Annotated in this window: 15 protein-coding genes; 3 read left to right on the forward strand and 12 right to left on the reverse strand. The window is 54.7% G+C overall.

Annotation, left to right across the window (positions count from 1 at the left end; all coding sequences use genetic code 11):
• Positions 1–8: 8 nt before the first annotated feature.
• On the reverse strand, positions 9–1,310 hold the full coding sequence (locus F7231_RS19620) for an alpha/beta hydrolase family protein (protein WP_166693239.1): 1,302 nt from the start codon (positions 1,308–1,310) through the stop codon (positions 9–11).
• Between the two features lie 389 nt (positions 1,311–1,699).
• Between F7231_RS19620 and F7231_RS19625 the strand changes: the two genes are divergently transcribed.
• On the forward strand, positions 1,700–5,821 hold the full coding sequence (locus F7231_RS19625; protein WP_166693240.1) for a DUF8508 domain-containing protein: 4,122 nt from the start codon (positions 1,700–1,702) through the stop codon (positions 5,819–5,821).
• Positions 5,822–5,958: 137 nt separating this feature from the next.
• On the opposite strand, the gene F7231_RS19630 is transcribed toward F7231_RS19625, so the two are convergent.
• From F7231_RS19630 to F7231_RS19670, 9 genes are all read right to left on the reverse strand, one after another.
• Entirely contained in the window at positions 5,959–6,693 is a 735-nt protein-coding gene (locus F7231_RS19630; protein ID WP_166693241.1) for a carbon-nitrogen hydrolase family protein, read from the reverse strand.
• A 21-nt stretch (positions 6,694–6,714) separates the two neighbouring features.
• Complete coding sequence (locus tag F7231_RS19635; protein WP_166693242.1) at positions 6,715–7,638, reverse strand: sugar phosphate isomerase/epimerase family protein; 924 nt, start codon at positions 7,636–7,638, stop codon at positions 6,715–6,717.
• Between the two features lie 56 nt (positions 7,639–7,694).
• Positions 7,695–8,750 (reverse strand): sialidase family protein, encoded by a 1,056-nt coding sequence (locus F7231_RS19640; protein WP_229370129.1) that lies wholly within the window; start codon positions 8,748–8,750, stop codon positions 7,695–7,697.
• 50 nt (positions 8,751–8,800) lie between these two features.
• Positions 8,801–9,853 carry an FUSC family protein gene (locus F7231_RS19645; RefSeq protein ID WP_166693243.1) on the reverse strand — a complete coding sequence of 351 codons (1,053 nt, stop codon included), beginning with the start codon at positions 9,851–9,853 and terminating at the stop codon, positions 8,801–8,803.
• 148 nt (positions 9,854–10,001) lie between these two features.
• The gene (locus F7231_RS19650; RefSeq protein ID WP_166693244.1) at positions 10,002–11,177 is read right to left on the reverse strand and encodes an acyltransferase family protein; all 1,176 of its coding nucleotides are present in this window, start codon (positions 11,175–11,177) and stop codon (positions 10,002–10,004) included.
• A 28-nt stretch (positions 11,178–11,205) separates the two neighbouring features.
• Complete coding sequence (locus F7231_RS19655; protein WP_166693245.1) at positions 11,206–13,755, reverse strand: family 20 glycosylhydrolase; 2,550 nt, start codon at positions 13,753–13,755, stop codon at positions 11,206–11,208.
• A gap of 89 nt (positions 13,756–13,844) precedes the next feature.
• A complete protein-coding gene (locus tag F7231_RS19660) occupies positions 13,845–15,563 on the reverse strand; it encodes a GMC oxidoreductase (protein WP_166693246.1) in 1,719 nt (572 codons plus the stop codon).
• A 44-nt stretch (positions 15,564–15,607) separates the two neighbouring features.
• Positions 15,608–16,147: a gluconate 2-dehydrogenase subunit 3 family protein gene (locus tag F7231_RS19665; RefSeq protein WP_166693247.1), complete on the reverse strand. Its 540-nt coding sequence runs from the start codon at positions 16,145–16,147 to the stop codon at positions 15,608–15,610.
• A gap of 324 nt (positions 16,148–16,471) precedes the next feature.
• Positions 16,472–17,548 (reverse strand): Gfo/Idh/MocA family protein, encoded by a 1,077-nt coding sequence (locus F7231_RS19670; RefSeq protein ID WP_166693248.1) that lies wholly within the window; start codon positions 17,546–17,548, stop codon positions 16,472–16,474.
• 138 nt (positions 17,549–17,686) lie between these two features.
• On the opposite strand from F7231_RS19670, the gene F7231_RS19675 reads away from it, so the two are divergent.
• Positions 17,687–19,057, forward strand: a complete 1,371-nt coding sequence (locus F7231_RS19675) for an NAD(P)/FAD-dependent oxidoreductase (protein ID WP_166693249.1) — start codon at positions 17,687–17,689, stop codon at positions 19,055–19,057.
• Between the two features lie 259 nt (positions 19,058–19,316).
• Here the strand turns inward: F7231_RS19675 and mtaB are convergent, their stop codons facing one another.
• Both mtaB and F7231_RS19685 read right to left on the reverse strand, forming a co-directional pair.
• Positions 19,317–20,651, reverse strand: a complete 1,335-nt coding sequence (mtaB, locus tag F7231_RS19680; protein WP_085415206.1) for a tRNA (N(6)-L-threonylcarbamoyladenosine(37)-C(2))-methylthiotransferase MtaB — start codon at positions 20,649–20,651, stop codon at positions 19,317–19,319.
• A 106-nt stretch (positions 20,652–20,757) separates the two neighbouring features.
• A complete protein-coding gene (locus F7231_RS19685) occupies positions 20,758–21,741 on the reverse strand; it encodes a phytanoyl-CoA dioxygenase family protein (RefSeq protein ID WP_166693250.1) in 984 nt (327 codons plus the stop codon).
• Positions 21,742–21,923: 182 nt separating this feature from the next.
• On the opposite strand from F7231_RS19685, the gene F7231_RS19690 reads away from it, so the two are divergent.
• Positions 21,924–22,769 carry an AraC family transcriptional regulator gene (locus F7231_RS19690; protein ID WP_166693251.1) on the forward strand — a complete coding sequence of 282 codons (846 nt, stop codon included), beginning with the start codon at positions 21,924–21,926 and terminating at the stop codon, positions 22,767–22,769.
• The last annotated feature ends 94 nt before the right edge of the window (positions 22,770–22,863 follow it).

The following is a 22,863-nucleotide window of genomic DNA, read 5'->3' on the forward strand; positions in this document are numbered from 1 at the left end:
GTGACCAATCAGGGTTTGACGTGGCGCAGTTCAAGCCCGACCGACGAACGGGGTTTGAAGCCGGTCCAGGAACCTTGGTTGGCGGATTCGGGCAGGGCGAGGTATTTGCCGTAGGCCATGCCCTTCAGGTGCATGCCCAAAAAAGCGGTGACAAAGTGCTGGTTGATGTTGTTAATCCGGCGTTCGTTCCAGGCAGGTTCGGCGTAGCGGTAATATTCGTCGATATGCAGGCCGGGCTTCAGCGACTCGGCTGGTGGTGGGTTGGGTGCCACGTTATGCCGGGCATTCAGGTACGTCAGCAGGTACCGATCAGCGTTGACGGCCCCGTCGAAAATTGCTTTTATTCCTTTTTCGTAGCCTGAAATATCATCTTTGCTACCCGCCACAAACAGCGTAGGACGGGTTAGCCCGGCTAGTCCTTCCGCATCCCAAACGCCCCGTTCCATGCCCCAGGGAGCAAACGCCACCACGGCCTTGATGCGTGGGTCCTGCGAGGCTTTGTACTCCGGCGCGTTGGTCAGGCGCGTATCGAGTGCCGTACTGCCGCCCGAGAGCTGTTTGAACATACCGGCTGCCTGGGCGCTGTAGCCCGCACCAACGGCGTTCAGTGCACCATACCCCCCCATCGAATAGCCGATCAGACCGGTGTTATTGGCGTCGAGTAAGCCGGCCAAAAACGATTTGCTTGTTTTCTCGCTCAGGCGGGCCATTTCGTTTAGGACAAACAGGTCGTCGAGTGCCCGGTTGTAGAGCGTGCTGGCAAATCCGCCCGCGTCCCGAAACGTCGATTCGGCGTGATCGATGGAAACGACAACGTACCCCTTTGACGCCAGATTTTCGGTCAGGTACGTAAACAGCAACCGCGAACCCAGGTACCCGTGCGACACGATGAGGAGTGGATACGGAGCCGTGCCGGTTGTGGGTGTGGCGTCGCGCAGGGCCCGCCCGGCAAACGTAAACGGAATGAGCGGACGTTTGGGGTCGTTTGAACTCCCCATTACCTGCTCATACGTTACCTGTTGCGTTTTGCCCGCCGGGATGTCGGCCGGGTACCAAATCTCGACGGTGAGTGGCCGGTCGTAGCGCGGTGTTTGCCCATCTTTCGTCTTTAGAATATTCAGCTGATTAGCGTGGGAGAGTGTCAGCGTGCGAACGCCAACGCCGAGGACTCCCCGCGCCGCCAGTTCGGGAGCATCGGGGAGCAGGTCGCCGAACACGAACGCGTCGGTGGCTGACTGCGCCTGAACGGCAGTTGACAGGAACAATACCCCACTAATGAGCAGGGTGATAAATCGGTAGCAGAAGTGCATGGTGTAAGCAGCGTTTGTGAGTAGGGTGGCGTGTCGCCTGTACATGGCAAAGTAGCTTATTCCTATTTATAACCGTTGGCGTATCACCGAACTGGTTTTGGTCAGCCTGCTTACTAGCTGAGGTGCAAAGCGCCGTCTGCTTAACCGCTTGATAAACAGTGTGCCTAAAATGATATAACGAAATAGCTACTGAGTATATAGTTAGTAGATTTCCGCAGGGTATTTCTCATGCCTGGCAGGCACAGTACAGAGTAGCGTACCTAGCGCCAGTCAGGCCGTCTACTTGAGCGTTGAGCAGGGCCAGTGCTACACTCTCGCTTACCCATACCCCGCCAAAAGTAGAAAAGTTGACCTGTCTGTATGGAGTTAACCAATCAACCTATATGCTTATGAACCCACGATTACTCCGATTCCTGTGTCTTGTTCCGGTATTACTTGCCCGTATAGCCTGGGGCCAGAGCGTATCGTTAACTACGCTTGGTAGTACGTATACACAGAATTTTAATGAGCTGTCAAGCACAGCGGGGTCTACAACGAACAACCTGACGATTACCGGGTGGTTTATGACTGAGTCGGGCGGCAGTACCCGAGATAATGAGCAGTATGGGGTTGATATAGGGAGCAGTAATGCGGGTGATACCTATAGCTATGGGGCAACTGGCAGTGTCGATCGCGCATTTGGCTGCCTGCGCAGTGGCACACTGGTGCCTAGCTTTGGGGCCTACTTTGTAAACAACACAGGCAGCACAATCAATAGCTTTCAAATTAGCTACACGGGCGAAGAGTGGCGATTGGGTGGGGTTGCCCGAACCGATCAACTGAACTTCGAATACAGCACCAACGCCACCGATCTGTCGACAGGCGTCTGGACATCTGTTGCCGCACTCAATTTCGTTACCCCAAATACGGTGACTGCGGGAGCGAAAGACGGCAACGCAGCGGAGAATCGAACCAACCTATCAGCGACCATCACCGGGATATCCATCCCGAATGGAGCCGGGTTCTGGATTCGATGGACCGATTCAGACCCTGCAGGAGCAGACGACGGACTGGCCGTTGATGATTTTAGCCTCACGCCCAATGCCACTTCGACCCCATCGCTTTCGATTAATGACGTGACGCTGAGTGAAGGAAATAGTGGAACGACCGCGTTCAATTTTACCATAAGCTTATCGTCACCTGCTCCGGCCGGAGGGGTCAGTTTTGACGTGGCTACCGCCGACGGTACGGCCACTACGGCCACTGGCGATTACATCGCCAAAAGCCTCACGGGCCAGACGATTCCTGCGGGGAGCTCTACTTATACGTTCAGCGTGCTGATTAACGGAGATGGATTTCAAGAAGCTAACGAGGCCTTCTTTGTCAATGTAACTAATGTTACCGGTACTACAGTTGCTGATGCACAGGGGCTGGGTATTATTCAGAATGACGATGTATCGATCCTGCCCATTTACAGCATTCAGGGGGCAGGTCATACCTCGCCCCTTGTTGGTCAGTCGGTCGTTACAACCGGGATTGTTACGGCGCTTCGGAGTAATGGATTCTATATACAGAACCCAACTCCGGATAGTGACGAAGCTACGTCAGAAGGGCTATTTGTCTTTACCAGTTCGGCTCCTGTAGTAGCCATTGGTGATGCGGTACAGGTTACCGGCACCATCGCCGAATTCAGAGCGGGTGGCGCTGGCTCAGCCAACCTAACCACGACTGAGCTTACCAATCCCACTGTTACTAGACTATCGTCAGGTAATTCACTGCCAGCCACAACGGTTCTTGGCAACGGAGGCCGCGCTATACCTTCCACAATAATTGATAACGACGCTGCAGGTAACGTCGAAACAAGCGGTACGTTCGACCCAGCTACGGATGGAATTGATTTTTATGAAAGTCTGGAGGGGATGTTGGTTCAGATCAACAACCCGGTAGCAGTTGGCCCAACCGCTAGTTCCGGCGAGATCTGGGTACTGGCCGATAACGGGGCCGCAGCCGGCCTGCGTACGGCCCGAGGCGGTATTTTGATTCAGTCGACGGATTTTAACCCTGAGCGAATCCAGATCGATAACGTGCTGTATAGTGCCAGTAGCCCTATGGTGACTGTAGGCACTCAACTCAATACCATCACGGGAGTAGTCGATTACAACTCGGGCAACTTTGCCGTACTACCCGCAACGGCCCCGGTGGTTTCATCACCTTCGGGCTTAACGAAAGAAGTTACCACCCTGACGGGCGACAGTCGAAAATTGACCGTTGCGACCTTCAATGTTGAAAATCTAGATTCGGGCGATGGTGCACAGAAATTTACTAGCCTGGCTACGGCTGTGGTTACCAACCTGCAATCGCCCGACATTATCGTTGTTGAAGAGATACAGGACAACAATGGCCCTGTCAATGATGCTATTGTTTCCGCATCGACCACCTACCAGACGTTGGTTGATGCCATCGCTTCGGCCGGTGGGCCTACATACGCCTACCGCCAGATTGATCCTGTAGATGACCAGGATGGTGGAGAACCGGGCGGTAACATTCGGCAGGGTTTTCTGTACAATCCGGTGCGGGTGAGTTTTATGGATCGGCCGGGAGGTAATGCGACGACAGCTACGACGGTTAGTGCCAGTGGTGGGCAACCCGTGTTATCGGCTAGCCCCGGCCGCATTGATCCCACTAATGCCGCCTTTGCGGCTAGCCGTAAACCGCTGGTTGGTGAATTTATGTTCAACGGGCAAACGGTATTTGTTATTGGTAACCACTTCAATTCAAAAGGAGGTGATCAGCCGCTGTTTGGTAAGTTTCAGCCACCGGTACTCAGTAGCGAAGCCCAGCGGATTCAGCAGGCAACCATCGTAAAGGATTTTGTACAGAGTATTCTGGCAATCAGTGCGTCTGCCAACGTAGTTGTGGCTGGTGACCTGAACGACTTTGAGTTTGCTGCTCCGCTGACCATTCTAAAAAACAGTGGCCTTACTGCACTGATTGAAACGCTGCCTGCCAACGAACGCTACACGTACAATTTCGAAGGGAACGCACAAACGCTCGACCACATTCTGGTCAGCAACAGCCTGTTGAGTAAACTTAACGGGTTCGATGTGGTGCATATGAATTCGGAATTTGCGGATCAGATTAGCGACCATGATCCGAGTGTGGCGCAGTTTAGTCTGGAACCGCCGGTGTCGGTAACGATCGCTGCCAACGCATCTGCAATATGTCCGGGTACCCCCGTTGCTTTCTCGCTCACGGTTGGAGGACTAACGGCCGGGCAGACGTACAGTTACACGATCAGCAACGGAACCAACACGATCTCGGCAGTTGGTCAATCGGCTACCCTTATACAAACCAGTGTTATTCCCACCGTCAACGGAGCTTTTACGGCTACCGTTTCAACCAACGATAACTTGGTCGCAATGGCTGTAAGTGGCCCGATAACCATCAACGAGGTGCCGTTAAACACGAGCCTGACGAGTGCGTCTGTCTGCACTGGTCAATCGGCTACGTTGCTGGCCACGTCGACCGGCGGCAGCAGTTACACGCTAAGTGATGGGCAGCAGAGTACGTCGGGTCAATTTGTGGTGAGTGCGGCAGGTACCTACACGGTGATTGCCGGAAACGCCAGTGGGTGTACAGCAACGGCCACAGCCACGCTAACGGTCAATTCGCTGCCAACTGCCAGCCTGACTGCCTCGGCAACTACAGTGACTGTAGGCCAGTCGGTTTTGCTCAGCGCCAGCGGAGGTACGTCGTATCTGTGGAGCACAGGCGCTACTGGTAGCAGCATTACCGTAACGCCACCAGCCGGTAGCACGGTGTATTCGGTGGTCGTTACTAATCTGGCCAGTTGCTCCAGTATCGCGTCGGTCAGCATTACGGCTATCCGGTTACTTGACGTGGACGGCCCGGCCCGACTCTGTATTAAAAGCGCGCCACCAGCCAACGAGGCTGTTACGCTGCCACTGGCTATGACTGTAACGGGTGGGACGTCGCCGTATACGTACAGTTGGTCTTACAAAGCACCAAATTCGACGAACTATAAGGGAATCGCAACTGCCGGTACCGCTATCGGAAAGGTCAGTTTTGTGCCTGTTCCGGGTGGCTCAACCATCAACATCACTGGCACAAAAGGGAACCTCAACGGCCTGCAGAATTATTTGATTCGGTTGACTGTGACAGATAAAACCGGGGCTGCCGTCAGCGAGGAAACACTGCTGGATGGATCGTGCATGCTGGGTGGTAGTAACGCCCGTATGGGGCGGGAAACCGACGAGTTGGTTCAGGTGCGGGTGTATCCTAATCCGGTACAAGAAATGCTGGAAGTGGATATACAGGGGTTGACGGCTCCCGCCCGTATTGTGCTTCTCGACGTGGCAGGTCGACTACAACAGCAGTGGGACATAGCACCGGTTGCGGGTGTAGGGAAACTGCGGGTTACTGTATCGGATTTGCCCGAAGGAGTTTATATCCTGAACGTGAAAACGGCTGAAGGTATACTGCATCGCCAGCGGTTGCTGAAGCAGCGGTAGGCTACCCTGCCAACTGATTGTCGACGGGTAAGGAATAGGCCGCTATTAGGTAAATTCCTTACCCGTTGGCGTGTCAAGCGCAGCTTATGAAGGCAGAATTGTGCAGAGCAAGGCAGCGCCGGTGGGAGCTCGGCGCGTTAATGCGGCAACTGTTTTACGGTTACTTCCTGCGTAGCCAAATTCAGAAGCAATAGTCCTTCGTTATCACTAGCTAACTGACCGGTCAATTGGCCGCTGTCGTTCCAGGCCGAAGATGTACCGGCACAGATGTCTCCATCGGCCTGTCCTACACAGTTAGCCATCAGGACGGGGATTGACTGGGTACGGGCAATGAGCGCTAATCGGCTTAGGGTGCTGCTGAGACCACCAGCGGTTTTAGCCACACTCGCGATGTAAACTACGGCACTTCCTGAGCAGGCATTGGCCGTATGGGCGGGCACTGAAAGCTCGTAACAAATAGCCAGGGCAATTTTTTTGCCACCAATCGTCAGACCGGGAAAGTCATTGCCACTCACAAAATAGGGTACCTCATCGGCATGCAGATACTGCTTCGAGTAAACTTGCCTGTCCAGATGCGGCTGAAAAAGAAGCAGACTGATGCAGATGCCCGACTCAGTGATCGTTGGCATGCCTACGCCAATGACGATTTGGCTGGCATCGCTGAGTTGCTGGAAAACGTTGAATTGGGGGTCGTTGGCTTGAGTAGCCAGGTTTCTTGCCAGCGTTGGTTCGTAACCCGTCAGCGATAGCTCAGGGAAGAAAATGGCACTTGCGCCGTTGGCAATGCCCAGCTTTATCAGGGCGATATGCTTATCCAGGTTGGCCGGGACATTGCCCGTGACGGGTCTACTCTGCGCGACACAAATCGTCATGAGCGAAGCTGGTTAGAAACGTTAGGCAGCGTTCAACGCCTGGTGCACTTTATCAAAAAAAGCCGGTACCTTCTGCCGGGGATCGCCTTTGCCAAGCGTTTCAATGGGCAAATAACCCCGATAGCCCGAATTTCGGACGATCTGGGCAATCTTGCCAAGGTCGGTTGCCTGTTCCTGTCCGTTGACGAACAGGTTTTCCTTTACTTGCCAGGTGGCGGCAAGCGGGGCCAGTTTAGCAATCTCGGCATACGGGTCGCCGATCTTGAAACTGCCCACGTCGAGGTTGGGGGCCAGCCAGGGAGAGTTTACCCGCTTCAGTAGGTCAAGCACCTGATCGGCAGTTTCAATGAAGTCGGCGTGGTTTTGCAACACCAGCATCACGCCCTGTTTGGCGGCATAGGTGGCGCACTCACCAATCGCGTCGGCCACCCAGGTGGTCACCTCATCGCGCGTATGACCGGCAGGTACGTTCTTGCCCGCAAAGATGCGCAGGACAGGAGCCCCCAGTTTCGCGGCCACGCCAATCCACTGCCGAACCAGCTCAATTTCGGCTTTCCGGCGGGTAACGTCCGGCAGCGTAAAGTCGTTGCGCACACCCGTGCCGCTAACGTCGAGCCCCAGCCTGAAGGCGGTCCGTTTGATCAGGTACGTGTAGCTGTCGTCGGGAGTGGCGGGGTAGTCAGGAAAGTAATAGCCCGTCGGGTCAACGGCCGCAAAGCCTGTTTCGGCACAAAACCTCAGCACTTCCTCAAGCGTCATGGTCTTGTTGACGAGTGGTTCGTTGAACGAATACAGGTTGCAGCTCAATCGGACTGGTAACGGCTTTTTGGGCGCCAAACCAGCCGAAGTCGCTATTGCTGGGGCACCCGTTGACGTAACTGCCAGAGGGATGCCAGCCGTCACGGTTTTAAGAAATGATCGTCGGGTGGCGGGGAGTTGGCTCATAGCTGATAGCTGGGGAGGGTAGCCTGTTAGGGGCGCTGCACTGAAAAAGAGATGAATCAGTTTTGGGCGGGTAATGTCTCCGTCATCACCTGGCCGTTGGCTTCCCAAACGCAGATGACTGCTTTGCTCGTCAACGCGAGGCTGGGCATTTTTCCGGTACCCAGGGCGGTAGGTACATTGGTATTGTGCCGGAGCCAAATTGTACCGTTATCATCCCAGGCGGTTGCGTTTTCGGTTTGATGACTGGTGACGGTCACGTTCTGGCCGGTAGCCAACTCGCTCTCGGGCTCGCCGGGCCGACAGGTGTAGAGCATTTTTTCGCGCCGCCAAACGGTGGTTGGTTGGCCAGCCTGGTTCAGGGTCAGGCCACCGCCATCCATCGGGCAGGCGTTGAGTTTCCAGGTTCCGCTGCCAAGCTTCTGTACCGACGGGTAGGTACGTCCCCCGTCGGAAGAGTGGGCGAGGTACAGGTCGCGGGAGCCGTCGAGCCAGTTTCGAAACTGAACAAACACGTCGTTGTTGCGGGCCGCTATCGATACCCGGCAACATTCGCAAACCGACCCGCCGGGCGACTGGTAAATAATCCGGTTCGCGGTCCAGGTACGTCCCCCGTCGGTAGAGGTGGCTCCCATGATTTTGTTCTGGTTATCGCCGCGCAAATCCAGCCAGGCGGTATGAAAGGTGTTCGACGAGGCGCTGGTTAGTGCCTGAAAACCTTCTTTGGCCACCGCGGGTACGTCGTTGATGCGGGTCGGCTTCGACCAGGTACCCTTGCGACGATCCAGGGTGTAGGCAAACAGGTCGCCGGTCCGGTCTACAACCGAGATCACGACGTACCGGTCAGAGGCGGCGATTTGCGGTCCGCGTTTGGCCCCGGCTACCAGTTCGTGCAGCGTAGCCACGGCCACAGGCTCCGAAAAACGGACAGGGCTTCCGGTGGCGGTGGCGTAATAGATGGTCGAGTCTTGCCCGAAGGTCAGATGCACTGTTCCTGTTGGATCGGTCACAACAACGGGTAAATGCCCCGCTGCCAGCCGGGTTCCGCCGTTGGTTGACCGGTCAGTGGGAAGCAGCGGAACAAGCACGCTAAGTATGAAGAGCAAGATAGGCATGGGTAAAGCGATGGGTTGGGGCGAGGTAGCCAGTCTGCCGTTGATGGGTTTTATTTACGGCTGGCCATCAGCAGTTTGGTCCGGCGAATTTGTCGGGTAGCCTTGTACTGAAGTCGTTCGTTGTAGAGCATCCATCCGCCAAACGCACCGATCACCGAGCCAATCAAAATGTCGAAAAACCGGGCAATGATCAGCGAGGTAGGGTCGGCGGTGAGTGATCGGCCCGATTCGGCCAGAAAGATGGTGAGGACCGTGATAAAAATGACCGCGACCCCGTAGTTGCGCACCACCAGGAACTCAACCACCAGTTGTAACCCGATGACGCTGAGACAGAGCACCAGCAGCGATGGGTGCAAAAGCAGGATGAGCCAGGTTATGCCCAGCCCGATAAACGTACCCACAATACGTTGAATGCTGCGCTGCCAGATGTGCTTGGTGCTCATGCCCTGCATCACCGCTGCGCAGGAGGTAGGTGCCCAATAAGGATTTTCAAGTTTCAACAGGTTGGCAACAAGCAGGGCCAGGCCAACCATTGAACCGAAGGTAACTGACTCAACCAAATTGACGTATTTGCTCTTGGCAATACTCACCGATTGATTATCAACTGGCTGGTTTTTGAGCGTCAACAGGCTGTAAATCAGGCCCAGGGCAAAGGAAATCATGGTGCCGATGCCTACGAACCCGATGTTTTGCGGAATGGCTTCGGGCTTGAATGGCATGCAGATGGCTACCGAGGCGATCATGATAAAGAAAAAATTGCCTGGCGGACGGGTCATCTTCAGGTAATACAGGGCCAGGTGCACGATAAACGCATACAGTCCGAGCACCACGGGGGCTAGCAGCGGGTTGAAGCTGAACAGGCTACCAACGGCAAAGGAAACCATGATGCCGAAGGAACAGGCCATCAGGATGATGAGCCGGTTGGCAATGCTGAGGGAGTGAATGTACAGGATGACCAGTCCGGCCATCGACGCTAGTTTACCACCCGGCAACGCGCCCATCACGTAACCACCCAGGATGGGCAGGCCAACGCTGAGCCCGGCCAAAACGGGAATGTGCCACTTCCTGTCTGTCTCCCTGAATTCCAAAAGCTGCTTCAACATGGTCCTGTCAGTTCGGTTTCAGTCTGGAAAGTACTCCTTTCTGCGGCTCGCTTCGCTTAACTGCCCACTTTATCGATTTTGTGCGCTGAGGTTAATTCTATGATTGCTTTCGCTGGTCGAAGGGCCTACCTGGCGAAGCATCATAACGCTACACCCGAACGTAAATACGGCGGCGGTCGAGGGCCCAGCCTACGCTCCAGCAGAGGAGCATGAAGGCAAGGGCAAAAAGTAATGAGCCAAGCGGACCGGGCGCAATAGACTGAAACAGGTGGATGCCAATCCAACTGATCACACTTTCGCCGTTCCCCGCCGGAATCATGTAGCCGATGATGACCAGCACTTCCGAGAGCAGGTAAATAAATAACGGGTTTTTGCCCGGAATCACAAAAAACTGCGTCCAGTTACCCCGATTCCAGTTACTGATCTCGATGCTGTATATCAGTGTGGCCAGTATGGTCAGGTCAAGTCCGGTGGTTAGCAGAACGAACGAACTGGTCCACAGCTTTTTGTTGATCGAAAACACCATGTCCCAACACAGGGATACAAACAGCAGCAGAGCTCCCGCCAACAGCAGCTTCGCAACACTTTCGTAGTTCTTGCCCACCCGCTGTACGAACGTACCTGCATAGTAGCCGATGATCACGTTGACAATGGCGGGCAGGGTGCTCAACAGGCCTTCGGGATCGAAAGCCACGCCGCCATTGCCGTGGTAGAGATGCGCGTCACCGATCAGAAACCGGTCGATACGGCGCACGGCGTTACCCAGCAAGCTTAGCGGATCGGCCGGGTCGCCCCAGCCCAGAAGCATGAACCAGTAACCCACCAACAGGCTGATGCTGAGCCAGAAAACGGTGCGGGTCGAAAAAAAGTAGACCATAAGGGAAGCCAGCCCGTAACAAACGCCGATACGCTGCAACACGCCCCAGATTCGGGTTTCACTGATAGGGAAACTGAGCAACTCGCCCGATTCGCCCAGCCGGAAAAACGGGAACCAGTACATCAGGTAACCCAGCAGAAAGATCAGCGCCGTTCGTTTGGCTACTTTGCCAAGCACCGCCGACGTACCCAGCGCGCTGTACTTTTTCATGGCAAAGCTCATGGCATTGCCAACGGCAAACAGAAACGATGGAAACACCAGATCGGTAGGGGTGAAACCGTGCCATTCGGCATGGTTCAGCGGGGCAAACGGCGTTGCGCCGGCGCCGGGCGTGTTCACCACGATCATGAAACAAACGGTCAGGCCCCGGAATACATCCAGCGACAGAAAGCGGTTGTCTATGTCGAGTACAGGTGGCCGGGGTGGTGATAGCGTATAGTCTTCCATGGCGGGTAGGTGAGGGTGAATAGGTACGTTATTGCCTGATTGTCACGGTTTGTCCGGCGCGGCCTGCGCTGTTGAACACCCGCAGTTTGATGGGGCTCGTAAAGGAAATCGGAGCTATATAAACCGGACTGGCGGCCGTTGGCTCGGTGCCATCTGTGGTGTAGCGAATCGTTAGGCCGGGAAACTGTACGTTGGCAACCAGCTTGTTGTCTACCACTTTAGCGCCCGCCGTGGGGATACGGTACGCAAAACCGCCCGCGTAGGTATCGAGCCGGGGGAGCTCGCGGTTTCCTACAGTATGCAGAAATGCCGACCAGGCCTGGTTGTAAAGTTGCTCACTTTTCTTCTCGTCTTTTTCGAGCGCCCAGGCAGGGTCTTTGGCCCAGGCCCGCTCGGCAACGGCCAGCAATTTAGGCAACAGCTTGTACTCGAACTGGCCGGGGCTCCGGTTGGTTTCTGACCAGAGCGGCGACTCGATGCCCACCAGGTTGGCCTTCCCTTTTTCCGTAATCGCCTCCCGGCTTCTGATCCGGCTCTGGTCTATTCGCTGCCCCGTATTGTCGTCTTTCAGGTTGCGTAGGTAATCGTACGGAATGAAATAAAACGGCTTGTCGATATCAACGTACCCACCCCAATACTGACCGGCTTCTTCCGACATCGCGTTATAGGCCAAGTCGATGTAGAGGTGCGTAACGCCCGTCAGAATGACCTTATAACCTGCGTTCGCCATGCGATAGGCCAGGTCTTCGGCACCAGAGCCCGGTTCGTTTTTCCAGACATTCACCCGGAAGCGTTCGGCCGCAAAGGTGGGGTTGGGCACCCAGACCGTTTTTTTATTCTGCACGACTTTTTTCAGCCCCGCTTCTTCCCAGCCCGACAGGAATAAACCCCGCTTTTTGAGCACCTGATTCATTTTGCCGAAGTAATAATACCACAAATCGTCGGTCGATTTGATGGCCTTGTTGCTGGCCATCAACTGCTGAACGGCCGGCGATTTTTGCCAAACGCCCGATGGTACTTCGTCGCCACCCATGTGAATGGTTTTCAAGGGGGCGCCCGCCTCGCGGTACATGCCGATCAGGTCGTCGATCACCCGCTCCAGGAAGGTATAGGTTGAAGGAAGTGCGACGTCGATCACGTTGTCGTGCCAGCCCTGCACCGATTCGTAGGCAGACTTGTCGGCCAGATCACGCAGCAGATAACGTTCCGCGTCTGCCTGTTTGCCGGCTTTCATCAGGGCCTGGTAGCGGACATCCATCGCCCTCAGCGCGGCGCGGGCGTGACCCGGCGATTCAATTTCGGGGATCACCTCGATATGCCGGTCGCGGGCGTATGTCAGAATGTCGATAAAGTCAGCTTTTGTGTAGAACCCGGTGCCTGCCGGATTGCTGGCGGCGGGGCCGGAACCGTAGGAGGGAAGCAGGCTTTGGGTCTGATCGGCTGCGTAGGCGCGTGTGCCGCCTACTGTGGTTAGTTCAGGCAGCGAGGGCATGGCTACCCGCCAGCCTTCGTCATCGCTAAAGTGCAGGTGCAGTACGTTCAGTTTGTATAGACCCATCAAGTCCAGCACTTTAAGGACTTCTGATTTCGGCTGAAAATTTCGGGCCACATCCATCATCAGGGCGCGGTAGCCGAAGCGGGGCGCATCCTTGACCACCAGGCCCGGCACCTGAACAGAGCCGGATTTTCCGCTTAGTGCACTCGCCGGAATAAGCGTCTGCAATGACTGAATGCCATAGAAAACCCCAGCCCTGGCCGACGCCGACAGCACAATGCCGTTCTGGTTGATCTGTAACTCGTAGGCTTCGGTAGCCAGAGCGGGATTCTTGCGCAGCGTAATCGTTTTGCCCGTTCCCTGGGTTTTAATCGCAGGTTTTTTGCTAAGGATCGGTACTAGACTATTCGCCAGAAAATCAGCTTCGGGTTTGAACTCCGCCGGGGCTACAATTGTGGTTTGGCCATCGAGGACAAATGCTTGCCCTGTTTCCTGATACGAGGCCGGGGTAGGAAATACCTTCGTCAGCTGCTGGTCTGAGACAGACTGAATAACCGCATTTTGGGCAAAGATTCGTTCGGTCAGCTTTCGGTCTGATGCCTCGAACAGATTGCCCATGTTAACGGCCACGTCGACCGGGAAAGCCTGCGCCAGATTACTGTCTAAAGCAAGGTAAAAGCCTGATGGGAAATCGGTTCGGTTGCGCAGTCGGCGGGAGGTGATCTCGATGGTGGCCGATTGGCCCGCGGCAATTGATTTGAAGCCGGCACCGGGGCTGAGCGCGTGTAAATCGCCGTTGACAGGCTTCACCCGGGCAAGGCTGGCATCGGTACTGGTGTAGGAGCCACCGTTGAAAAACAATGTCCAGCCAGTGGCCGGCAAGGGATTCGTACCGGTATTCTGTAGTTTCAGGGCCATACGGGAGCCCGCCTTTCCATCATTGCTGACCAGGGTTAGACTAATCGCCAGCGGCCTGACCTGGCTGGCCGAAGCGGTCGATGACCTGGTTGCCGGTGCAGATTGTGAAAAGCAAGGCCAGACAGGCAGGGTGGCCAGCAGTATGCCGGGCAGGATGAAGCGCATGAAAAAGGCAGGTTAAAGCTACCGGTTGAGTATAAAAAAATACCCCGGTATGTTGCCTGTACTGACAAACTACCGGGGTAGAAAATGGACTAGAGCATGCCTTTTTTCAGCTCACTCACGGCATGGTTGGCCGCCCGGGCCGTGATGGCCATAAATGTGAGCGACGGGTTTTGCGTTGAGGTTGAGGTCATGCAGGCGCCATCGGTCACGAATACGTTTTTGCAGTTGTGTAACTGATTCCACTTGTTGAGCAGCGACGTTTTCGGGTCTTTTCCCATACGCACGCCGCCCATTTCGTGAATATCCAGGCCCGGTGCTTTGTCGGGTTTGTCGTTGGTCCGGATGTTTTTGAAGCCCGATACGGTCAGCATTTCGGTCATCTGCTCATGAAAGTCACGAATCATTTTTTCGTCGTTATCGTCATAGGCTACCGAAATTTTTAGCTGCGGAACACCCCACGCATCTTTCAGGGCGGCATCCAGCGCCACGTAGTTTGATTCTTTCGGAATGGTTTCGCCCATCATGTGCGAGCCAACCCGCCAGGGACCGTAGTTTGGCTTCATCAGGCTCGCTTTCAGGTCTTCTCCCATGCCCGACGTGTCGGTTTCGGTAGAGCGGTACCCGCTGAAGCCTGCCGCGTAGCCCCGCAGGAAATCGGTCTCCTGCTTAAATACGTTGCGGAAGCGGGGAATATAACTGCCGTTGGGGCGGATGCCGTCGGTTGTTGTCTCCTTGAAACCGTCGTGTTCGGCCGAAATGGTTGTGCGGAAATTGTGGAACGCGATGTATTTGCCCAGCAGCCCATTATCGTTGCCTAACCCGTTCGGAAAACGGTGCGACGTTGAGTTCAGCAGAATGAGGTTGCTGTTCAGCGTGGCGGCGTTAACAAATACAATGCGGGCATAATACTCGGTCATCTGTTTGGTGTGCGCATCAATCACCCGCACGCCCGTCGCCTTATTTTTCTTCTCGTCGAAGATGATTGAGTGTACTACCGAGTCGGGGCGAAGGGTCAACTTGCCGGTATTGGCGGCCCAGGGCAACGTCGATGAATTACTGCTGAAGTAGCCGCCGTAGGGACAACCCCGCTGACAAAGCGACCGGTTCTGACACTGGCCACGGCCCTGCTTGAGGTGAATGGGCTGCGGAGCGGTCAGGTGCGCGCAACGGCCGATGATAACGGGGCGCGTTCCGTTGTAGCGGATTGCCATTTGGTCGGCAAAGTGTTTCTCTACACACGACTGCTCATGGGGAGGCAAAAACTCGCCATCGGGTAGCTGGGCGAGCCCATCTTTGTTGCCCGATATGCCCGCGAATTTCTCCACATGGCTGTACCACGGGGCCAGTTCGGCGTAGCTGATGGGCCACTCAACGGCAAAACCGTCGCGGGCGGGGCCGTCGAAATCAAACTGCGACCAGCGCTGCGTACCCCGGGCCCACATCAGCGATTTGCCGCCTACCTGGTAACCCCGGATCCAGTCGAAGGGCTTCTCCTGCACGTAGGGATGATCGGCGTCTTTAACGAAGAAATGGCTGGCATCTTCCCGGTTCGCGTAGCAGCGGCTGGCAACGGGGTTGGCGTCTATGTATTCTTTAGACAGTGCCCCCAGGTGCGCAAATTCCCAGGGCTGCATCATGGTTGTGGGGTAGTCGGTTACGTGTTTTACATCCCGGCCCCGTTCCAGTACGAGGGTGCGTAACCCTTTGCCGGTGAGTTCTTTGGCAGCCCAGCCGCCACTAATACCCGAGCCAATAACGATCGCATCGAACGTACGCTCTTTAACCGAATCTATATTCAAAAAAGACATGCCTTGTTGGAATTAACGGACGAATGAAAAGCAGATCAGCCGGTTTATCGGCTACCCGCAGCGGTTAACTTTTCAACGGGTACACAGCCGTGGTAATAGCCCGGTGCCATGTTGAACTTCTGTACGTTCACCAAGTAATACTCAGAGCTTGTGTAACCCTGAATCGTCAGCCGCTTGATCAGGTTGACAAATGATTTGCCTACCGGGTCTGCCGACGCCGTTAGTTTAGCCAGCACATCTTTGCGCTGTGTTGCGTCGCCTTCAGCAAAAGCCTTGCCGTACGTCTGTTGAGCGGTCGTTTCCGTCAGCGCAAGCCCCTGTTGCAGGGTTTTCTGTGCTTGTTCGCCATAGCAGTCGTTAATCATCCGTAGGGCAAACTGATGCACCTTCAGCGATTTAGCGCCTGGGGTAGTGGTTTCAGGGATCAACGTTTCTACGAGTTCCCCCAGCAGAGCTTCCTCGTCGACCGATACGGCAGAAATGAACCCAAGGGAGTCGGGTGTCCAATTTGTGGCCCAGGTGGGGAGTGCTATAAAACCCCCAAGCGTAGCGGCCAATCCCCGAAGGGCAGTTCGTCTTTGCATTTGATGAGAAGTAAGTTAACTGCAGTGTAAAGCATGCACCCTGAGGTAGCAACACAACCAGTTTGAACTGGCAGCTGCATTACGTAAAAAGCCATCCGGCCCTATCAAATTACTGATAACGTACCTGATAAAAAGTTACACCCAACCCGGCGAACCGCCCAAACCGACCTCTGTTCACCGTTCAGAGCTACCACCTCGTTGTTGAGCTTCAGGTAGGTCAGCTTCCGTTTGAAGAAGCTGACCATTCAAGTGTAAACCTTCTGTGTTACAGCTGAAACTGAACTACAAGTTACTAAAATCCGGGCCAATATCCTACCTGAAGTCTCACAACCGAACAACCTCTCCGGTGCGTACGCTTTCGTCGCAGGCGAAGGCGATGCGGAGGCTGTTTACGGCGTCGGCGAGGTGATCGGTCAGGTCCAGATCGTCGGTGATGGCTTGCAGGAAATAGCGTTGTTCGCGGTTGCAAAGCTCCTGATGATCAGGCTCGTCCTGCATATCGATCCAGGTGTCGGGCTGGGCAAATTGATCGTCGGCTGTCAGATGAGCGTGGTGAACCCGGAGCGATTCGGTTTTGGTATGCGAATCCACATTGTCTGATTTGCCTACCGCACCGGCATTTTTCGCCACGATGGAAACGCATCCTTTGGGGCCAATTACGTCTTTTACAAAGAAAGCCGTTTCGCTGACCATCGGTCCCCAGGCGGCTTCGTACCAGCCTACCGACCCGTCTTCGAAACGCAGTTGAAGCTGCCCATAATTATAGTTGTCAGCCGGAATATCATCCGTTAGCCGGGCACCGATAGCCGATACCCAAACGGGCTTTGAGCGCGTCATCTGGCACATCACATCAATGTAATGCACCCCACAATCAACAATTGGGCTGAGCGATTTCATCAGGTTGCGGTGCACCGTCCACATGTAGCCGTGGCTTTGCTGGTTCAGGTTCATGCGCATCACCAGCGGTTTGCCCAACTGTTGTGCTTCCTCAACGAACCGGGCCCACGAGGGGTGAACGCGCAGAATATAGCCAACGACGACTTTCTTGTCTGCTTTCTGAGCCGCAGCCACAACCCGTTCCGATCCCGCTACCGTGTCGGCCAGTGGTTTTTCGATAAATACGTGGCAGCCTGCTTCCAGGGCCATAATAGCAAAGGCTTCGTGGGTATCCGGGTACGTTGAGATACAGACCGCATCTGGTTTTGTCTCGGTCAGTGCTGTGGCATAATCGTCGAAAAGGGGATAGCCGCCGCCCAGTTTATCGTTGAGTACATATTTGCTTTGGCCAGTCGACACGATGCCGCAGATTTGAAAACCGTCGAGGGTATGGTACGCGGTTGCGTGGGAAGCGCCCATGTTGCCACAGCCAACAACCAGCACGCGTAGGGGAGAAGAAGACATAGTATATTGAGTCAGGAAATAGACGCAATATAACGCTTGATGAACCCCGGTGGCAAAACACCCGTATATTGTGGCGAAGGTTTGCCGGGACAGTATGGCTTCGTTAGTCAACCGTCCGTATATCGTAATTAGCCATCCATGCGTCACATTGTCATTATTGGTAACGGCATTGCCGGAATTACCGCCGCCCGAGAACTCCGAAAAGGGGGCGCTGATCAGCTCACCGTTATCTCGTCAGAAACCGATCACCATTTCTCCCGAACGGCGCTCATGTACATCTACATGGGCCATATGACCTACGCCCACACGAAACCGTACGAGGATTGGTTCTGGACCAAAAACCGAATCGACCTGCTCCGGGCGCATGTGTCGACAATTGACTTCGAGAGAAAGGCCCTGACCGCCACCCAACCGGATGGCACGACCAAAAACCTGACGTACGATATACTGGTACTAGCCCTTGGCTCCTCACCAAACCGCCCCGGCGTATTACAAACGGAGCTACGAGGGGTACAGGGTCTCTACGGAATGCCCGATCTGGAGCAAATGGAAGTATTGACCGATGCCAAACAGTCAGGTACGTCGGTAAACCGGGCGGTGGTGATTGGTGGCGGGCTGATCGGTATCGAACTCTGCGAAATGCTGCTCTCGCGTGAGATTCCAGTGTCGTTTCTGGTGCGGGAGGCTAGTTTCTGGCGAAGCGTATTGCCGAAAGAAGAATCGGCTATGATTACCCGCCACATTCAGGAACATCATGTTGACCTGCAACTGGAAATGGAGGTAACCGAGATTCATGACGACGGAACAGGCCGTGTTGGTGCCGTAACGACAAGCGCCGGAAAACGCATTGACTGCGAGTTTGTGGGGGTGTCGGTGGGGGTGTCGGCCAACATCGGATGGCTTCGAGGGACGGCGCTGGAAACCGATCGCGGTATTCTGGTCGATACGTACCTGGCGACGAACGTACCTGACGTCTACGCCATTGGCGACTGCGTGCAGCACCGAACGCCGCCACCGGGCCGCAAGCCCACTGAACAGATCTGGTATACGGGCCGCATTATGGGTGAAACGCTGGCTCAGACGCTGTTGGGTAAGAAAACAGCTTACCAACCCGGTGTCTTTTTCAACTCGGCCAAATTCTTCGACATCGAATACCAGACCTATGGCGACGTACCTGCTAATCTGCCCGACGATGGCACGATTCAGTCACTTTACTGGGAACACCCGGACGCACAGAAGGCTATCAGGATAAACTACCAAACGTCCGACGGGGCCGTAACGGGCATGAACGCATTCGGAATCCGGCAACGGCAGGATGTCTGGACACGCTGGATTACCGAAAAACGTCCACTTCAATACGTATTAGAACATCTGGCCGAAGCCAATTTCGATCCCGAATTTTTCCGTCAGCACGAAGCCGATGTACTGGCCGTTTACAATGCGCAACATCCTGATGCACCGTTGCGATTGCGTGCTAAGAAGGGCTTGTTTGCGTTGTTTGGGAAGTAGAGGACGGCGGAATGTTGCGAGCTTTTAATGCTTAATGCTGCGTACATGTTTTACTCTCCGTCAGGAAAAACATTCACCCAAACAGCGTGTAATATGGCAATCAGGATTTCGAATAATGCACCAGCGAGGGCCATAGGTGGGTCTGAAGTTTAATTTTTAATGGCGGCTTCAGTGAACAAAAATGTCGCTCACTTTCCAGGTAGAAAAGTAAGCGACATTTCTATAAATAGCAAGTTGTCAGTTACTTGAAAGGTATTGCTTAGTGCGTCTCAAATGCGAACTCCGGCTCGGCAACCTCCACTAACCCCTCCGGATTGATAGCCGAAAGTTGAACTGGAATCAATTCGTTGATGCGTAGTGGATCATAATTGGCCACCACGCGTACGTAATTCTCAGTAAAGCCCTGCATGCGGCCGGTTGCTTGGTCTACATCATCTTCAAACAGTACCGTTGCCGACCGCCCGATCTGCAATTCATAGAACGCCCGCCGTTTTTTATCCGACAGGATATGCAGCATCTTGCTCCGTTCGGCACGTACCTGGCCGGGCACCACCGGCTTGATCATGATGGCCGTGGTGTTGGGCCGCTCCGAGTAGGTGAATACGTGCAGGTACGAAATTGGTAGCTCGTTCAGAAACTCGTAGGTCTCGCGGAACAGGTCATTTGTTTCGCCGGGATGCCCCACAATCACATCGACACCGATGCAGGCGTGTGGCATGAGCGACTTGATTTTCGCGACCCGTTCAGCGTACAGTTCACGTTTGTACCGGCGGCGCATCAGACCAAGTACCGTATTGGAGCCTGACTGAAGCGGCACGTGAAAGTGCGGCACGAACCGTTTCGATTGCGCGACGAAGGCAATGATTTCGTCGGTCAACAGGTTTGGCTCGATGCTCGAAATACGGAATCGGTCGATGCCTGCCACGTCATCGAGCGCCTGAATCAACTCCAGAAACGTCTGGGTACGTTCCCCTGCGATAAGCCCGAAATCGCCGATGTTTACGCCGGTCAACACGATCTCTCGAACCCCGCGCTCCGCAATTTCATGGGCTGCCCGAACTACGTTTTCAATCGTATCAGACCGGCTTTTGCCACGAGCCAGCGGTATGGTGCAGTACGCGCAGGGGTAATCACAGCCGTCCTGTACCTTCAGGAAGGTTCGGGTGCGGTCGTTCAGTGAATAAGCGGCGTGGTAATCGATAGCCTCTTCGATACTTGAGTTCAACACCCGCCCCGGTTGGCCAACGGCGGCCTTCGTAAAGGTCGGCATCAACTCGGCCAGCCTGAATTTTTCGGCCGCACCCAGCACCGCATCGACGCCCGGAATCTCTGATATTTCGGTAGGCTTCAGTTGTGCATAACAACCCAAAATAGCCACAAACCCATCTGGATTCACCTTTTGGGCTTCCCGAACAATCTTGCGGCATTTCTTGTCGGCGTTATCGGTTACCGAGCAGGTGTTGATGATGAAAATATCGGGCTGCTGGTTGAATTCGACGCGCTCGTAGCCCTCTTTCTCCATCATGCGGGCGAGGGTCGAGGTTTCCGAGAAATTCAGCTTGCAGCCAAGCGTGTAAAAAGCCACTTTTTTCATATTCATTCCTAACACCCGGCATGCCATCGGGGTTTCATCCGGCAAAAATACAACATTCTGGTTGGACCGGTCTCTACAGGCGTCAGCAATATGCGCGCGTCAGCCATTATGCCCACGCATCCAACCCCAACAGTTTCCTGCCCAGTTCCGATAGCTCGGCAGTTTGGTAGCGGGTCTTTTCCCAGTTGCGCGGGTCACCGGGGAAAGCGTATCCTTCGGGGGCCTGCCGTTCGCGCCACGACGTGATGCGCCACTGCCGGAGGGCTTCGTTGTCTTCCTGCGCGGGCATCATGGAAATGTACTGGGCAATACGCACTTTATCGGCCGAATGGTTCGGCCGGATACCGTGAGCGAGCGTGCTGTTGAAAATGAGCAGATCGCCGGCTTCCAGCTTCACCTTGACAAACTCGAAGCCGGTGGTGTCGGGTTTGAACCGGTCACGGTCGGCGGGTTGGGTCAGTTTCCAGGTATCGTAGGTCCGGTACAACTCGGGCAGGCACTGAAAACCGCCCATGTGCTCATCGGTCTGGTCGGCCAGGGCCAGTACGCCCTGTACATTCTGGGGGCGGGTTTCGGGGTCATAATCCCAGTGAATGAAACCTTTGAACGGCTGATCGGGATGAACCGGGAAGTTGAGGTTCGCCCGATCGATGGTCACCCATAATTTCTCGGTGCCCCACACATCCACAAAGGCGTCGTATACGCGCTGCGTTTGCCGGTTATCCCACTCATGCTGATGGTTGTAGAGTTCGACCATACCGGAACCGATCAGCTCTTTCATACGCATCTCGGCGCGGGGCGGGGCATACCAGGTTGCTTTGTCGCCGGGATCTTTCTCCTCAAATTCCCAGATGGTCTGCGCCAGTCGTTCGGCCTGCTCGCGGGGCACAGCCTGCTTGATGATAACGTACCCATTCTCGCGCCAGAACGTCCAGTCAGCTTCCGACAACACGCGCAGGGGCTTCCCATTAGATCGGTCATTCAGCGGTTGTGTACTGCTGGTGGCAGTTGATGGATTTCCCGGGATATCGGTGTGGGCATTGTCTGGCACCATATTCGGTGTCATCGTTGGCTGCATGGTTGGCGTCATGGCTGATTTTGTTTTATCATGAATGAATAAGACAAAACTAGGAACCTGCGCGATAGCATCGTTAGCACGTACCTGACTCGTTTTTGCACTATATTGCTCTATATTGGCTACAATGACGAGCGAAAGAGTAAATAAGTGAAACTGAGTAGCCCTAAAGCACCAGATACAGTACGATATCGTTTATGAAAATCGCCTTTGAAGAAATCCACCCCGATGCGGACAGTTCGTTCCACATTCTGTTGACCCCCCACCTACAGGACGTCTTTCTCTGGCATTATCATCCCGAATACGAAATTGTATATATCGATGGAGCCAGCGGAACCCGGCATGTGGGTGACCATATATCTCGTTACGAAGGCAGCGACCTTGTGTTTATCGGGCCGAATATTCCGCATCTCAATTTCGATTACGGCGTCAGGACCGAGTACCGCAAAGTGGTTGTCCAGTTAAACGAATCGTTTCTGGGCGAAGGCTTCTGGAAAGCGCCGGAGTTTGCGCAGATCACGGCCCTTTTTGAGCGGGCACGGGCTGGGTTGTCCTTTAGCGGAGAGACCAAACGGGCCGTGGGTGCCCAGCTTGAAGCCTTAGCCAGCCAGCCGCCGTTTCAACGAATGATGGCGCTGCTCAGCATTTTTCAGCAGATGGCTACCAGCCAGGAAGTGGACTCACTCCACGGGAAACCGGTTACCAATGCCTATAACCTGCGGGAGCAGCAGCGACTGCGGCGGTTGTATCAGTTTGTCGAGGAGGAGTTTAGCCGGAAGATCGACATTCCGGAAGCGGCCAGCGTAGCCAGCCTGACCGAAGCTGCTTTTTGCCGGTATATCAGACGCATGACCGGATTGACATTCACCCAGTTTCTGAACCAGTACCGGATCAATCAAGCTCAAAAACTACTCCTGGCCGACCATACCGTGACCGAGGCCGCCGAGGCCAGCGGGTTCGAGAGCCTATCGTATTTCAACAAGATTTTTCGACGGGTAACGGGCGAGAACCCGCTGCAATTCAAGAAGCGCCACGTTGCGTAGTCGTGCGTAACGCAATTAAAAAGGCATAAAACTGCAACAGGAGCGCCGTAATTCCCGTAAGACAAAGTACTCTGCACAGCCAGCTACTTATGTC

This window comes from Fibrivirga algicola, from assembly GCF_011742925.1.
In the GTDB taxonomy this organism is placed as follows: Bacteria; Bacteroidota; Bacteroidia; order Cytophagales; family Spirosomataceae; genus Fibrella; species Fibrella algicola.